At 41.5% G+C, this 15008-nt stretch carries 13 protein-coding genes; 6 read left to right on the forward strand and 7 right to left on the reverse strand.

Translation table 11 applies throughout. The features are described from left to right. Window positions 1-105: 105 nt before the first annotated feature. Complete coding sequence (locus ALT761_RS12470; protein WP_129739111.1) at window positions 106-1245, reverse strand: FAD-dependent oxidoreductase; 1140 nt, start codon at window positions 1243-1245, stop codon at window positions 106-108. A gap of 333 nt (window positions 1246-1578) precedes the next feature. Here ALT761_RS12470 and ALT761_RS12475 point away from each other — a divergent pair, with 333 nt between their 5' ends. From ALT761_RS12475 to ALT761_RS12490, 4 genes are all read left to right on the forward strand, one after another. Next, entirely contained in the window at window positions 1579-3513 is a 1935-nt protein-coding gene (locus ALT761_RS12475) for a methyl-accepting chemotaxis protein (RefSeq protein ID WP_129739113.1), read from the forward strand. Window positions 3514-3598: 85 nt separating this feature from the next. After that, on the forward strand, window positions 3599-5113 hold the full coding sequence (locus tag ALT761_RS12480; RefSeq protein WP_232043449.1) for a hypothetical protein: 1515 nt from the start codon (window positions 3599-3601) through the stop codon (window positions 5111-5113). Between the two features lie 88 nt (window positions 5114-5201). Further along, window positions 5202-5498: a hypothetical protein gene (locus ALT761_RS12485; RefSeq protein ID WP_129739115.1), complete on the forward strand. Its 297-nt coding sequence runs from the start codon at window positions 5202-5204 to the stop codon at window positions 5496-5498. Between the two features lie 188 nt (window positions 5499-5686). Next, window positions 5687-7189, forward strand: a complete 1503-nt coding sequence (locus tag ALT761_RS12490; RefSeq protein ID WP_129739117.1) for a catalase — start codon at window positions 5687-5689, stop codon at window positions 7187-7189. A 205-nt stretch (window positions 7190-7394) separates the two neighbouring features. On the opposite strand, the gene ALT761_RS20645 is transcribed toward ALT761_RS12490, so the two are convergent. The 3 genes from ALT761_RS20645 to ALT761_RS12500 all read right to left on the reverse strand — a co-directional run bounded on the left by ALT761_RS20645 (window position 7395) and on the right by ALT761_RS12500 (window position 9385). Next, complete coding sequence (locus tag ALT761_RS20645; RefSeq protein ID WP_013783578.1) at window positions 7395-7532, reverse strand: hypothetical protein; 138 nt, start codon at window positions 7530-7532, stop codon at window positions 7395-7397. A gap of 456 nt (window positions 7533-7988) precedes the next feature. Then, entirely contained in the window at window positions 7989-8438 is a 450-nt protein-coding gene (locus ALT761_RS12495; RefSeq protein ID WP_129739119.1) for an NfeD family protein, read from the reverse strand. Window positions 8439-8440: 2 nt separating this feature from the next. Then, window positions 8441-9385, reverse strand: coding sequence for a slipin family protein (locus tag ALT761_RS12500; RefSeq protein WP_013783575.1), 945 nt, complete (start codon window positions 9383-9385; stop codon window positions 8441-8443). 318 nt (window positions 9386-9703) lie between these two features. Between ALT761_RS12500 and ALT761_RS12505 the strand changes: the two genes are divergently transcribed. Both ALT761_RS12505 and ALT761_RS12510 read left to right on the forward strand, forming a co-directional pair. Then, the gene (locus tag ALT761_RS12505) at window positions 9704-10036 is read left to right on the forward strand and encodes a PadR family transcriptional regulator (protein WP_013783574.1); all 333 of its coding nucleotides are present in this window, start codon (window positions 9704-9706) and stop codon (window positions 10034-10036) included. Window positions 10037-10039: 3 nt separating this feature from the next. Beyond that, window positions 10040-10525 carry a hypothetical protein gene (locus ALT761_RS12510; RefSeq protein WP_129739121.1) on the forward strand — a complete coding sequence of 162 codons (486 nt, stop codon included), beginning with the start codon at window positions 10040-10042 and terminating at the stop codon, window positions 10523-10525. 364 nt (window positions 10526-10889) lie between these two features. On the opposite strand, the gene ALT761_RS12515 is transcribed toward ALT761_RS12510, so the two are convergent. From ALT761_RS12515 to ALT761_RS12525, 3 genes are all read right to left on the reverse strand, one after another. Then, on the reverse strand, window positions 10890-12158 hold the full coding sequence (locus tag ALT761_RS12515; protein WP_129739123.1) for a hypothetical protein: 1269 nt from the start codon (window positions 12156-12158) through the stop codon (window positions 10890-10892). Then, window positions 12159-12371 carry a helix-turn-helix domain-containing protein gene (locus tag ALT761_RS12520; RefSeq protein WP_129739125.1) on the reverse strand — a complete coding sequence of 71 codons (213 nt, stop codon included), beginning with the start codon at window positions 12369-12371 and terminating at the stop codon, window positions 12159-12161. It abuts the gene before it with no gap. Window positions 12372-13247: 876 nt separating this feature from the next. After that, entirely contained in the window at window positions 13248-14945 is a 1698-nt protein-coding gene (locus ALT761_RS12525; RefSeq protein ID WP_129739127.1) for a P-loop NTPase fold protein, read from the reverse strand. Window positions 14946-15008 lie beyond the last annotated feature (63 nt).

A 15008-nucleotide genomic window follows, 5' to 3' on the forward strand; every position in this document is an offset into this window, starting at 1 on the left:
TCTAGATGTTTAATTTTAGCGAGTCATTTCAAACTGCATATTTCTGTTTATGTTCTCGATATCGACTCACGAAATCAAGTTTCGCGTGCTTGCTAGCGGTTCTTCTTAAGTAATAGAAGAGAAGAAAGCTTGGCTTTCGCTGATGATCCTTGCCGTCTCGATAGGATCGGGCTCGGTAGTCCAATCGTTTAGCTTAAAGGTTCCACCTAATATCATATAGTCGTTTCTAGAGAACATGTATAAAACGTCTGAACCGCCACCTACCGTGAGGTAATCAACCGCGGGGTCTGGTGGTAACAATACCAACTGGCCTTTGGCTGGCATAATACCTTCATCGTTAAACAATGCTCTTGAGCCTAAACCAGTGCAGTTGAAAACAATGGGCTCAGCTAATGAGTGAATATCGTCTTGACTGGTAAATTCGTGTATCACAAATTCTCCGCCCGATAATCGAATATCAGTCACTAAGCGCCTTAAAAATGTGGTGGTTTCCACCAACATGGTGGCTGATGATGTGCAGTAATCGGTTGGAAATGGGTGCTGCTCTGGGCCATACACCTTTGTGTAAGGGTAATATTGTCTAAAACCCCCTTCACTTTCTGGCTTTTTATTTCCGGCGGTATATAGCTCTTTCCATTGAATGCCGTAATCCTTCCCCACCATCTTCGCAAAGGTGCTGTGTGCTATTTTTGCTGCTTGCTGCAATTGGGTTTTAAACACGCTGCTAGATATTAATGGGTCGTGCACACTGTATGGGCCCCATTCTCCACCTGCCACTTGCGAGGTGGTAAAGCGAGGCATCGCTTTGGTGTACAAAGTCACCTTCCAGCCCGCTTCTTGTAGTAAGCGCGCGGTGGTTAACCCCATGACCCCGCTACCGATAATAGCCGCTTCTTTGGTTTCAACATTAGCAACTTCATTCACTGCCAGTGCCGAAGAGCCCCAAGATAGGGAAATACCACCGCCCCCATGCCCGTAATTGTGCACTAATGTTTTATTCCCAAATGCTTCGCTTTTCACTACAAAACCTTCGGGCCTGTAAGGGCGATGCCCCACAATTTCAGTCACAATGTTATTAGCGGAGATTTTCGGGGCTACCATAGGCTTTCGAGAAAACGGGCGCTGAAACACGCGGTTTGTTGGGGTTTTGTTTGATGATGTAGCACACCCGGCAAGTGATGCAGCTATCGTACCTGCGCCAATACCTCGCATAAACGCTCGGCGTTTTAGTTTATTGTTCACCATGCCCATTCCTCGATTTGTTTTGTTCTGTTTTGTTTTTTTCAGGCTTCACTGCAAGACACTGGGTTTGTATTGCTAAGCAAAATGAAAGAAAGCAAAACACTTGCCAAGGAAATAGACATGGGTGGGCACTATACTTTCGTCTATACTACTATCAAGCACAACGTTTAAGGTTGATTCACTATTTTCTGTATGAGCTAAAAGAAGTTCAGCATTATTAGCTTTATGAGTTTGTTCAATCGCACTTACACGCTTACCGACTCACCATGAAGTATTCAGAAAACAAACGTGAACTACATAGCTTTTTGATTGTAATTTCAGATGTAAGAGGCAACTATGACCCCCCCTGCAACAAAGCCCAAAACTATTCGCAAAATTCTAATTCAATCTATCAGTTTAATGGTGGCAATAACTGGGCTAGTTATCTCTAGCTATTTGTGGTTTTCAATCAATTCAGATATTGAGCAACAAGCCATAGAGGAACGGCAAGAGTTAAAACACGAATTGTTAGGCTTGCTAGATATCACTGACAGCTTAATGAAGCAGCAAGTAGATGCTGCACTGAATGTCTTGGTCGCCAATACACAGCGCCTAGGGGAACCAAGAATTGTCAAAAACTCAGCTACCACTCCCTCGTTGTATTTTGGTGACACTCTAATTAATGATTCAAATGCGCTTGTGGATGAAGTGACTAGGCAAGTTAACGGTACTGCTACCGTTTTCGTTCGTGAAGGCGATGACTATAAGAGAATAGCCACCAATGTAACCAAGCCTAATGGTCAACGGGCAACAGGTACGCTGTTGTCTAAAGGCGGTTTGGCAATGAAAGCCATCAACAGTAAGCAAACCTTTGCTGGCCAGGTTGATATATTAGGTAAGCCATACATTACTGCTTATCGCCCCATCATAAGTAGCGCTAACGAGGTGATTGGCATTCTCTATGTAGGCTATAGCGCAGATATCAGTACCCTGACTAAAGCCATTAATAATGCCAGTGTGTTATCTAAAGGTTATGTGGTACTTAAAGATGATAAAGGCAGAATTCGCGCTCATAGCGACAATATTAGCGAACAAGAAATTAGCGCCAATGCTAATGAAACCTCAAGCTGGGACATTCAGTCTTATCCATTCGAAGCATGGCGCTACAGCCTATCAATTGGCTACTCTAAAGATGAAGTAGCCACTCGCGTTATGTCTAGATTAGGTATTTTATTGGTTTCACTTTTTGTCGCCTCTGCGCTACTGATTGCTATTTTGGTGTGGCTGATTAACCGTACGGTTTCAACTCCACTTAATGCACTAACCAGACGTATAAGCGATTTAACTGGCGATGATGGCGACTTAACGCAACGGTTTGCAACAGGCCACACAGAGGAAATTAATGATATCGGTAATAGCTTTAACCAGCTGTTAAACAAACTGCAGACCACAATCTTTGAAACGAGAAAATCCACTCAGCAAATTTCGGCGAGTTGCGTACAGCTTTCCGATATTTCCGGTCGTTCTAATCAAGCAGTATCTAAACAAGTAATGGAAACTGAACAGGTGGCTACGGCTATAGCAGAGCTTAACGCCACTGCGCAATCTGTCGCGCAAAGCGCTGCTACCGCCGAAACCCTTTCGGTAGAAATAACAGGGGTTGCAGGCTCTACTCGAGACTTAGTGGTAAATACATCAAATTTAGCGAAAGAACAACGCGCTGCATTAGTTGAAACGGCTCAATATTCTGACAACCTCACCCAACTTTCTAGCAATATTGGCAGTGTACTTTCTGTTATTGAAGCCATTGCAGATCAAACCAACTTACTGGCTCTAAACGCGGCCATTGAGTCGGCAAGGGCTGGTGAACATGGACGGGGGTTTGCGGTGGTCTCTGACGAAGTTAGACAACTGGCCGTGAGAACTCAAGAATCGATAAAAGAAATCCAGAGCAATATTTCTAAAGTGCAAAATGCGGTGGTTTCAGTTAATACCTCAATTACTGAATGCTCCACATTATCAGAAGATGTAGAAGCACAGTGTGAACGTATCGCGAACGAAATCACGAATCTAAACGACAGAATTGATAGCATTCGCAACACGAATATTGAAATGGCAAGTGTGGCAGAAGAGCAAAGCCAGGTAACCGAACAGCTGAGTGTAAATATTGAGACCATACGCGAGTCTGCACAAGACAGTGCACGCTATGTAGAAGAAACATCGAAATCGGCACAAACTACGTCTGACACCGCAGTATCAATAAACAAAGCGCTTAGTCACTACAAAGTATAAAAAGTAAACACGCAACTGGTGAATTAATACTAGATTGCACTAACCCATTACTGTCAATTCACCCCTAACTCACGCGGGCTGCTATATGGAAATAGTCAATCGGAGCAGTATTGAGAACGAGATACCCGATCTTCTTTCAGAGACATCGGTTTGGAGCTTAGTGCCTCATAAGGTTTCAGAACACAGTGCTGAAATTTGGACGGGCACTTTATTCCCTTATTTAAGAAAACCGGCGCTTAGCCGTATAATTGTATATATAAATAATACCGAGATAAGCCGAGTAGATATTACGCTAGATCAATGGCAACGCCCTTTTCGCCGCGTCAGCAAGCGATTTTATGTGCTTTTAACGCTGGATAACTTGCTGCCAAATCAAGAATACAAAGTGGTTTTTTTTCAACAACTAGAAGGCGATGCTCTGGATTACGCAGGCGATTGGCTTCTGTTAAAAACGGCTTATTTCAGTACCTTGCCTTTAGCACTTCCCACCAGCGAGACAAACGCTTTTACGGTTTCTTTAAGCAGCTGTTTCTATGAACACAAAGACTATGGCCAAACTGCTCAAGCCTTCAAAACGCTGTTCGCAAACAATAATAAGGTGTTTAAACCCGACATAAAGTTCATGGTAGGCGACCAAGTTTACTTAGATATTGGCGCTGACTCTCTTTCCCCGCTAACCAACGAAGTAAGACTTAGAATTGCCGATGACTACGCAAAACACTGGCAAGCACTAGGAAGCATGCTTTCTCGTGGCGGCACATGGATGCTACCGGACGACCACGAATATTGGAATGATTACCCGTTTTATGATGGCATAGTACCTACCCTATACATGTTGAAAATCCCTAAAATTCGCGCCGCGTGGAAAGGCGCATCTGAAGATGGTGTTAAGCGCATTCAGCAAACGAAAGCGCTGGTCGAAACCTTCACCATTGGTAATGATTTGTCTTTTTGCATCGCCGATTTACGCTCTTCACGGTCAAAAACCCAGTTTATCAACAAAGCGGGATTTGCTGAGCTCACTGAATGGATAACCACACTTACCACACCTGGGGTATTGGTCATTCCACAGGTTTTAGTCACCCAAAAAAATAATCTAGAACGCAACTTGCTAAGCTTTAAAAAACAATACACCGCGCTTTTAAATGCCCTTGCTACTGCCAGCCATGACATTGTTGTACTGTCGGGCGACGTGCACTTTGGCCGTATATGCTCAGTAGATATTGGTACACAAGGCGTTAAACTTATTGAAGTTGTGGCATCACCAACATCGAACCTTACTGGCGTGAACTCTGTTGCCTCATCTAAACCAAGTTATTGCCCCGAAAAATTTCCCGACCCGAAAGCCAAGCTGGATGTAGATTGGCCAGAAAGTAACGTTAACTATTATGATGAGCCATACCAGCTCACCACAACGAAAGGCAGATGGTTTTCTTCATACTGGCAAGACAGAACGAATGAACACATGATGACAATTGGTTTTAACAAAATAGACGGCAAAGTGAACATGATTGTTCAAGCGTGGTTAATTAGGAAAACGGATGCAGATGGAAAGCCAAAACCCCAATTTAAAGTACCTTTTACGATTGCCTTAAATTGAACAAAAAACGTTATTACTACTGGCTATTGCTTGCTTCAATAGTGTAACTTTTCATTACGCCCCTAATTATCTTTGTAAGGCACCAGCAATGAAGTACGTTGCATTTGCATTAATACTGACGGCACTTTCAGTAAACAGCTACGCTTTTGACCCGAAGCAAGCGCGACAATCACACAAGATTGTAGTGGAATGCAATGATATCGCTTGGTCAGACATTCAAACTCTTGTACAGCCCTATTTATCTGACGATTTAAATGCAGCCCTGGTTATGCAGGGGCAAAATGCCAATTACAAAGTGTCGTTAGCGGCCGAACAAGTTATCGGAGAACCCCTTCCGGATGTTATTATCACTATACTTGAATCTATCATAGCAGCAGATTGTTAACCTTATAGAGCCGTCAAAGAACAAAGAGTAAGTAAACTTCCCCACCCGCTTCTGATTTTATTCTTTCACCTGCGTAATCATTTCTAAACTCTTTCATGCATTGTACCGTAAAAATATAAAGCCCATAGTCGAGCGACTATGGTTGCAACGGAAACTGGCTTTATGCAAAGCCCAAAAGGATATTTACAATGGCTAAAAAACCCGAATTAACAACATCAGCTGGCGCCCCAGTTGCGAGTAACGAAACAACTAAAACGGCAGGACCACGTGGCCCCGCTCTTCTTCAAGATTATCAATTGCTAGAAAAACTAGCTCACCAAAACCGAGAGCGTATTCCAGAGCGCGTTGTTCACGCTAAAGGCTGGGGAGCTCAAGGTACTTTCACGGTTACTCATGATATTACCGACTATTCTTGCGCTGATATTTTTTCACAGGTAGGCAAGCAAACTGAAGTGCTAAGCAGGTGGTCAACCGTAGCAGGCGAATCTGGCGCGGCTGACACCGAGCGCGATGTGCGTGGTTTCAGTCTGAAGTTTTATACCGAACAAGGCAACTGGGATATGGTAGGTAACAATACCCCAGTGTTCTTCGTTCGTGATGGCTACAAATTCCCTGATTTTATTCGCACCCAAAAACGCCACCCTAAAACCAACCTTCGTTCACCAGAAGCCATGTTCGACTTCTGGGCAGGCCAGCCAGAAAGTGTACACCAAGTGACTATTCTGATGTCTGATAGAGGTATACCCGTATCGCCTATGCATATGAATGGTTATGGAAGCCATACTTTCAGCATGTGGAACAAAGACGGCAAACGTCATTGGGTGAAGTTTCACTTCAAGACCCAGCAAGGCATTAAGAACTACACCAATGAAACGTCTGAGAAGATTATTGGTAGTACGCGAGAAAAGTATCAAGAAGAACTGTATAACGCCATAGATGAAGGGAACTTCCCGAAATGGACTATGTACATTCAGGCTATGCCGGAAGAAGATGCTGGTAAGCAAGCTTTTAACCCTTTCGACTTAACAAAAGTATGGCCGCATGATGATTACCCGCTTATTCAAGTAGGCGAGCTGGAAATGAATCAAAACCCTGAAAACTATTTCCAAATGATTGAAAATGCGGCATTCAGCCCATCCAACGTTGTACCTGGCATTGGTTTCAGCCCTGACAAAATGTTGCAGGCACGAATCTTTTCGTATGCTGATGCACACAGATACCGTTTAGGCACGCATTATGAAGCGCTACCCGCTAATGCGCCTAAAAACAGTAAGGTAAACCACTATCATAAAGACGGTGCAATGCGCTTCTTTACCAACGATTTTGGCAATCCTGATGCGTACTACGAGCCAAACCAACACGAAGGTCCTGTGGCAGATTTCTCGGTAAAAGAGCCGCCACTTCGCATTGACGGCGATGCAGACAGATATTATCAAGAAGATGCGGATGTTGATTACGTTCAACCTCGTAAACTTTATGAGATGTTTGATGACGCACAAAAAGAGCGTATGTATAAGAACTACGCGGCGGCCATGGGCCCATGCTCAGATAGCGTGAAAGAGCGCTGGTATGCCGTGTTAGAAAAAGTACATCCAGATTATGCAGCAGGTGTGAAACACGCGGTAGAAACCTTGGATACCGACGTTAACACAGTACCTATTACTGAAAACACGCCGATTGAAGATAACTAAATCTAATTGTGTCTAGCCGGTAACGTTGTGAATTAGCGTTACTTTACATAGCTACACAAAAGCCCCAAACACGATGTGTTTGGGGCTTTTTATTGATAGTCGAAGTAGACTAGTACAAATCTTAAAGATGCGTGGGAATTGAACTACACATTGCTTTATATTTTATGGCTATGACACCCACTTTTATAGCGAGGCTTTAAACGGGCTATTTCTTGTCGGAACGTTCCGCTCTTTTCTTTTTCTTGCGCTCGTTCTTGTCGGTTACAATCTTAATCGCTTCTTCTTGCGTTAAGTTAGGGTGTTTAGTAATTATCTCTTTAACTCTGTCATCAAATTTCGTCATTTATAAATCTCATATTTTGTATGTTCAATATTACAGCGGTTCTAGCTTTCAACGTGAATAGATGTGTAGCGGTTCAACTTCCTGCACCGTTCAAAAATGATGGCAAGATTAGAAATAAGCGCACCCTTTATACTTAGATATATTCAGATGCCTTCGCACAAATAAACTAGAACAACAGCTCATGCGTGATAACCGTATTTTACACCAAACTCGAAAATAAAGATGTGGAAATCGAGTTAAAATTTGAGAGAGGCTTTGTGGACACCCACAGTAATTTTAAGGGTATCTAACTTTATGAGCACCCACTCTGCGAGCTACAAGTAAATTGGAGGTTTTGTGGATACCCACTGCCAGTATTTGACGGGAGGGAAAGCGTGAAGGAGGAAAACGGAAAGGTGATAAGAGGATCAGAGTACTTTGAAATGGTGAATTAACTCTGACCCTTTTTTGTGTTTGTTACACCGGCTGAACGTGTAGAACGCCTACTTCCACTTTCACCACTTCTGCCGTTGCGCCCTTTTTTATGGCCGATGAAGATTTAACTGTCCATACCACGCCAGAAAATCGCGCGGTACCGGGCGCCCCAGGAGCCACGTCACTTTCTAAATCGAACTGTGTTCCGATCCAGTCTGACTTTACCTCTTTAGGAGCGCGATCTTTTTGAAGTAGCTTCAATGGACGCCAAAGCACTAATGTAAGGATTGCATCAATAATCGCGATGGCAATAAACGCATCTAACAATGCCTCATTGAGTATTCCAATATACATAAGGCCAGACACCAGCATCATTGCAATGCCCAACGTCAACAGAAGTATTGTGGTGAAACCCATTAATACTTCGATAATTAGCAATAATAAACCTATGCCAATTAAAAAGTGCGGTAAGTTGGTAAACATATTATCCATGGCTACGCCTTCTTACCTATTGTGTTCGCAATTGTCATTGCTTGCGCCACAACATTACCTATTTCTGTTCCACTATCAGGCAGCAATACAATGGAAGACTCTTTTGCAATTTTCTCTTTTGCCTGAATAGCGCCTTTCGCCAGCTCAAGCTGCACAGCTTTTTGCCCTTCTTGGGTTGCGGCCGCTTTACCCACCGTTTCAATGGCTTCTGCATCTGCTTGAGCAACACGAATAATCGCTTGCGCTTCACCGTCGGCTTTTAGTATTTGCTCTTCTCTATCGGCTTCAGCGGCAAGAACGATGGCTTGCTTATCACCTTCGGCGCGGTTAATCGCTGCTTGACGATCACCTTCAGATTCTAAAATCTGGGCGCGTTTTAATCGTTCCGCCTTCATTTGCTGTTCCATCGCATCTAGCACTGAGTTCGGCGGATTAATATCTTTTAGCTCGTAACGCAATACCTGAACGCCCCATGGCGCAGCGGCTTCGTTAAGCGCAGACACAATATTAGTATTCAATAAGTCTCGCTCTTCGAAGGTTTTGTCTAATTCCATTTTTCCAAGTTCAGAGCGCATGGTGGTTTGCGCCAACTGCGTTACCGCAAACGTATAATCTTCTACACCGTAGGTGGCTTTGTAAGGGTCTACCACTTTGAAATACAACACACCATCAACACTTAGAGTGATGTTGTCTTTAGTGATGGCAGATTGCTCTGGAACGTCGCCCGCCTGCTCTTTTAAAGAGCGGTTTGCAGCAACCTTATCAATAAACGGAACAATAAAGTTAAGACCGGCTTCCAAGGTGGTGTTGTATTTACCAAAGCGCTCAATAATGTACGCACGGTTTTGAGGTACAAATTTTATTGACGATTTAAGGGTAATAACAATAAGCACAAGTAAGATGATTTGATACGAAAAAACGTATCCCAGCAAGGTGTCTAATTCCATTTACGTACTCCTGAACGATTAATACAATGGCTTTAATTAGTGTTTATATCACAATAAGTAAACACTAAAAGCAGTTAAATTGTGAGGGAACGTTTCAATTGACTAGTGAGCGCGGTAATTATTGGACACCCATCGTAATTGGTTCAAAGCAATCATTGGACACCCACCACTAGCGGGTAATCAAATACATACTTACTTACTTAACACTGCTATTTTCTCCTGCGTTTTAGTAGCTTAGCTCCCGCTCAAAAAATAACCATTGCAATACATAGAAGTGTTATGTAAGTTTTACATAACACTTCTATGCAAAGAGACGCTATGGCTTCGATAATTGCAAAAGACTTAGTCGCGGCTTCGGCAACGCCGTTAATACTCTCTATTTTGAAGAATGGTGACAGTTATGGTTACGAAATTATTCAGCAGGTAAAAGAGCATTCAAACGGTTTGCTTGAATGGGCTGATGGAATGCTATATCCCATTTTACATCGCATGGAGAAAAACGACTTCATTGAATCCTATTGGGGTAAGGCCGACACGGGTAGAAAGCGAAAGTATTACACCTTGCAGGATGAAGGCCGCAAAGAATTACTCAAGATGCAAGAACAGTGGCATCAGCTATACACTTTACTTATGTCTTTCAAAGGAGAATAACGCATGTTTGATCTCGATAACGCTGTTGAGAATTGGTGTAATAAGGTTGTCTCTCACAATATCTGGGATGCAGATAAAATTGATGAGTTGAAAGACCACTTATATTGCATTATCGAACAAGATGTAAATTCAGGTACCAATGAACAGCTCGCTTTCGAAAAAGCGACCAGTGAATTGGGCTACCCCGAAGCAGAGATGAAGGCGTCTTCTGGCCGAGCCAAAATTATCCAAAGAATATGCCGAGTATTAAATAAAATTGAAGGCAATTCCTCGTCAGATTCACCATTAGTGCTCGGTCACGCGATAATATGGGCCAGCGTAATGCTTGCTATGGCTTTAGTTGTTGATGATAAAGACACGAATGGAGCTGTACTGATGATTTTAACACTAGGTTGGTTTGCCAGCTTCATGGCTCTTGATGGCACTAAGGCTTCAGCAAAAAAAGAATGGACTTGTTTAAAGCGCTTCGTTGAACGAAAACTGTCTTAAGTATTAAGAGTAATTAGTGTTGGCGTGGAACTGAGATAGTTTTGGAATGTTTAAATAAATAGATATGATTTGGTCTTGTGTACTGCGGGGAGCAGATAAGTTGGTCGGTGTGAGAGGATTTGAACCTCCGACCCCTGACACCCCATTTGTTGTAGCGGACATTGAGCTAACCCTATAAATAAACATTAAATCAATAACTTAAACGCAGAATCAAACTAAAATAACAACTCAAAATTCGTAAAACCTCAAAGAACACCAAACATCGCAAAAACAGCAACTTACAATAAAAAAACACTGTATTTTGTGACACTTATTTCTTGCAATTATGGACATAAAAAAACCGCCGTTTCGGCGGTTTTTAGTATTAAAGCGTAATCGTGGATGGAGGAACTCGTTTAAATTTTTCATGGCCTTCCTTGTAGTGCTGAGTCATCCCTAAGTCTGAGTGCGCTGCCCGATTCATCGTAATTTCTTCGTCCCCAGCCTGCTTGTCATGAAGATAAATTGCAAGAGAGCGAACGCCGTGAAACCCTGGACGCTCTCTTCTATCTTCAATTCCCAAATACAACTGTAACGAATCCCGTAATTTCGAAAACTCTTTGCTCAAATAGCTAGGCTTCAGTTGCCATGGGTGGTTAAAATCACCCGAGTAATTAACTTTGTGGTAACGCTTTTTACGGTGAACAATGTATGAACAGCTTGGCTCCCTACCCTTAACAAAAGCCTCGCCTAAATCTTGCGCAGATTCCTCAATCGTAATCATCATTTCGTTAGTAATCGGAATCTCAACTCTTGAAGCAGTAGTATGTTGGTTCTTCTCCCGAGAAATCCACATCATGCCATGGACTAAAAATTCTTGAGGAGTATCTTCGCTTGGCTCTAAATAGGTTTCTGTTTCAGTGCAATACAACTTAGGACTAGAAAAATAGTGACAGTCTGAATATTTCAGGTTCACAATCTCGTTAACTGCATGACACGTTTGAAGTGAGAGCATTATTGCTGTTTTTAGAAAAGGTTCAGCCTTGTCAGCCATCATCATGAGTGCATACTTTGAGATACGAATTGGCGTTCTTGATTTAGCTTTTTTAGACTTTTTCTTAATTTTTTTGTCGTTCGCATAATTTCGTTCCATATAGCTCAAGTCTGTAAACTCAGCAAACACGGTTCTTAGAAAATGAATTTTTCTGTTGCGGACGTTAAAAGAGGCATCAGCATGATACTCATCTAAATACTTATTAATATCTTCTAGCTTAATCTCTTTCGTGTAGTAATCTGCGAAGAAAGCGACAAAGCGAGCACTATCTCTTTCAAACGTTTCCAGTGTACTTTTAGATTTGCCCTCATTCTCTTCGTCAAGGTTTTGCTTTATCTTGGGCCACACTTTATAAACGCGTACGTTGTAATTATCTACGCGATGCTTCAAAGACACAGTGCTATTTCGATTTTCTTTATTAAAGTCAATAACAGACTGCTTAATATCAGAAAGTTTAAATCCGACCGGAAAGTAAGCATCTTTGCCCCTCGAGTTACGATAAAAGTAACGCGTTTGCCCCCTCAATGGCCGCGAGTAAAGTCCCAATGGCAAATCAGTGTTTTCAATTTTTCGTTTACGTCCCATTTGTACTGAATCCAATTAGTTTGCCCCCTTCAGGATGTTGAAGCACTCTTCTCTGGGGGTTTGATACGTCATTGATTCACGAATATCATCAACGTGGACTCGCCAGATACCGCCCATTTTTGCACCTTTCAGTTCACCGCTTTTAATCCAGTTGATCACGGTTTGAGACGAAACAGGATCGTCAGACAAGTATTCATTGATGTACTTAGCAACGCGAATTTTTCTCATTTAGAACATTACCTCGTTTGTTGAACTGAGCTTATGTTACTAAAAAAAGTAGATTTTCCTATGCCGTTTTCGAGATTTCTGTGAACGAAAAGGCACTAGTGTTACACATAGTGTTGACTTTCCTTAGAAAATAAATTTGAAAAAAAGTAGTAACTCCAAAAAACTATGATGTGGCGAAATTTGCTTTAAAAATGCTTTTAAACCTGAATAAAACATCATCATTTTTATTGTAATATAATGAAAAATATGGCATTTTCAATTTCATTGACTGCATAGTCAGCAACAATGTAATTGTTTCATCCTAAAATTACGCTTAGTTTGAAATACAGCGTCCTTTGTTGTTTTTTTATTCACAAACGAAAAAAACAAAATCTCCTCATGTCCACTTCCCCTGAACTGAGACAGACATAATTAGAGTTTTCTGTAATTATTAATGCAGGAGACGACTATGAAAAAATCACGATATACAGAATCTCAGATCATCGGAGTATTAAAAGAAGTCGATGCGGGAAGTGGACACTCAAACATTGTATTCTTGTTTTTTGTGTACAGAACAACGTCAATTTGCGAAATTTTGCGCGATTCACTATTTGACCTAGGTTTTGTAACAAGGCGACAGGCTAATAGATATGGGATTTAAAGGTTAAACTGGCATTTTGAAGCCAAATGAGGCTTCGTTGCTGATGAGTGCTGATGTGTTATTTTCAGCGGAATGTAGCGTTTTAGACATCGTTTTCATCACTCAACATTACTCTTTATTACTTAACTTTTGGCCCCTATTTGACCCCAACATATCAAGTGAGTCGGAGCGCAAGGATATCAAAACTTTCTACATGTTATGGGACTTTAACAAAATGAGGCCTGGAGTCGGCAAGTCTAGCACTCTAAAAATTTCTCTTGTTTTTCTTTCAAAAAAACTAATCTTTTCACTTCAGCTCGTTTACTTCCGAATTCCAAGTCGCTTACTTCATAATACTCTACAATGCTTTTATGAATCAACTTCAAGAACCGAGCCTCATGTTCAATAGAGAAGAGACTTTTGGGTTTATCGTAGCCTAAGCGCTCGAGCAAAAAAATTCCTAACCTTCTAAATGAGTATGGCTCCCAGCTAGCGAAGGATTTTACCCAATAATCTATGTCCAAGCGTGATAAAGCTTCGACTTTCCAGTCTTCAATTTGTAGCGCTTCGTACCGCCAGCCTTCAGCGACTTCCTCACATAAATGTTCAAAGTGCGCCTCTCTTTTATACTTCTGCCAAGTTGCGTAATACTCATCTCCCAACTCTGATAAACGAGCATTCTTTACTTCAACAATTCTTCCTCGCTCCTCTGATATGGTAAATGACTTACTTTGAAAAAGGTTTTCCACCTCATCTAAATAACTACTTTCACTTACTTCAATGTATTCAAATATAATCAATGTAATGTAAGCTGAACAAGCCTCTAGCCATCTATTAAGATCCGGACTCTTCTCGTTGTAGATGTAATTTTTTAAAACATCGACATTTTGATCTAGAAAATCTTTGGTAAGGATCTCGCCGATCATAGTGCTTTTGTATATGGCTTCATCAACTGGGTCACCTTTCGAGAACAACCTGACCACTTTAAATAGATCGTTTAAATGGAAATCATTCCCACTGAAGATTGAGATGGCCCCCTCAAGAGGCATGGATGAACCACCAATTTTTTGCCTATATTGCTTGTCTAGCTCGTCGTCTTCAGCAAACCCATACGCTGCACTATAAAACGCTTTTATCTCACTTTCTGACTTACCTACCTGAGCGAGAAATATAATTGAAAAAGCGTCGTTTATTAAACCTTCTAAGGTTCTCTTTTCGTTCACCTCATATTGTCGCAAAACAGCAGAATAAATAAACTTGATACGCTTACTCATTCGTATCATTACTCGAAGGTTGTCCACTTCGAGTCGTGTGAGATTACTTTCAAGAAGAAGATGGTGGTGTTTATAGATTTCATCACTAAAAGCAATCTTTATAAGATCGTCAACTGTCGGTTGATAAGCTACAACATCGTTAAAGAATTTTTCTTTAAACTCTTTTTCAGCACTTAACTTTTCAAAATCAGTGGCAAACAGAAACTTTGTACCATTCTGCTCAGCTAAGTTGTAACATAACTCTATAACTTGCTTTGCAAAGGATATTTCAGAGAGGCGCTCGATATCATCAACGACGATTAAACGCTCGCCGATTTGGTTCAGCATTGTTTCTTTAGCAATTCCAGCCACTCCACTGAAAAAAGCCAATAATCCCTTATCAGTTTTATCTAGCGCCTTATCCAGAGCAACCGAAGTTGTTTTTAAACTTTTAGCTAGAAAGTTAGCTCCTTCTCCGTTTACGTTGTTTAAAGCCCCCAAAAGATGGTTTATAAAGTCATCCCTCGTTCTTAAACCTGCAACCGAAACATAAGCTGCATTCTCAACTTTGGGGATAAACTCAGTCTTAATATAGACAGTCTTGCCTATTCCCCACTTCCCGTTCAAGACAACCAATGAAGGAAATGAGTCATCCTCAAATAAATGTAGAATCTTTTCTTTAATATCTAATTTCGATTTCATGACTTCCTTCTCACACGCCTATTAAATTAATAATTCAACCTGACAAATTATATGGATACATTT

Source organism: Alteromonas sp. 76-1 (assembly GCF_900654235.1).
Taxonomy (GTDB): domain Bacteria; phylum Pseudomonadota; class Gammaproteobacteria; order Enterobacterales; family Alteromonadaceae; genus Alteromonas; species Alteromonas naphthalenivorans.

What these genes read in the sequence shown, in the direction of transcription:
- ALT761_RS12495 (WP_129739119.1), bottom strand. Translation starts at nt 8,438, where the DNA reads ATGGATAATATGTTTACCAACTTACCGCACTTTTTAATTGGCATAGGT.
- ALT761_RS12510 (WP_129739121.1), top strand. Translation starts at nt 10,040, where the DNA reads ATGTTTGATCTCGATAACGCTGTTGAGAATTGGTGTAATAAGGTTGTC.
- ALT761_RS12525 (WP_129739127.1), bottom strand. Translation starts at nt 14,945, where the DNA reads ATGAAATCGAAATTAGATATTAAAGAAAAGATTCTACATTTATTTGAG.
- ALT761_RS12520 (WP_129739125.1), bottom strand. Translation starts at nt 12,371, where the DNA reads ATGAGAAAAATTCGCGTTGCTAAGTACATCAATGAATACTTGTCTGAC.
- ALT761_RS12505 (WP_013783574.1), top strand. Translation starts at nt 9,704, where the DNA reads ATGGCTTCGATAATTGCAAAAGACTTAGTCGCGGCTTCGGCAACGCCG.
- ALT761_RS20645 (WP_013783578.1), bottom strand. Translation starts at nt 7,532, where the DNA reads ATGACGAAATTTGATGACAGAGTTAAAGAGATAATTACTAAACACCCT.
- ALT761_RS12500 (WP_013783575.1), bottom strand. Translation starts at nt 9,385, where the DNA reads ATGGAATTAGACACCTTGCTGGGATACGTTTTTTCGTATCAAATCATC.
- ALT761_RS12480 (WP_232043449.1), top strand. Translation starts at nt 3,599, where the DNA reads ATGGAAATAGTCAATCGGAGCAGTATTGAGAACGAGATACCCGATCTT.
- ALT761_RS12490 (WP_129739117.1), top strand. Translation starts at nt 5,687, where the DNA reads ATGGCTAAAAAACCCGAATTAACAACATCAGCTGGCGCCCCAGTTGCG.
- ALT761_RS12470 (WP_129739111.1), bottom strand. Translation starts at nt 1,245, where the DNA reads ATGGTGAACAATAAACTAAAACGCCGAGCGTTTATGCGAGGTATTGGC.
- ALT761_RS12475 (WP_129739113.1), top strand. Translation starts at nt 1,579, where the DNA reads ATGACCCCCCCTGCAACAAAGCCCAAAACTATTCGCAAAATTCTAATT.
- ALT761_RS12485 (WP_129739115.1), top strand. Translation starts at nt 5,202, where the DNA reads ATGAAGTACGTTGCATTTGCATTAATACTGACGGCACTTTCAGTAAAC.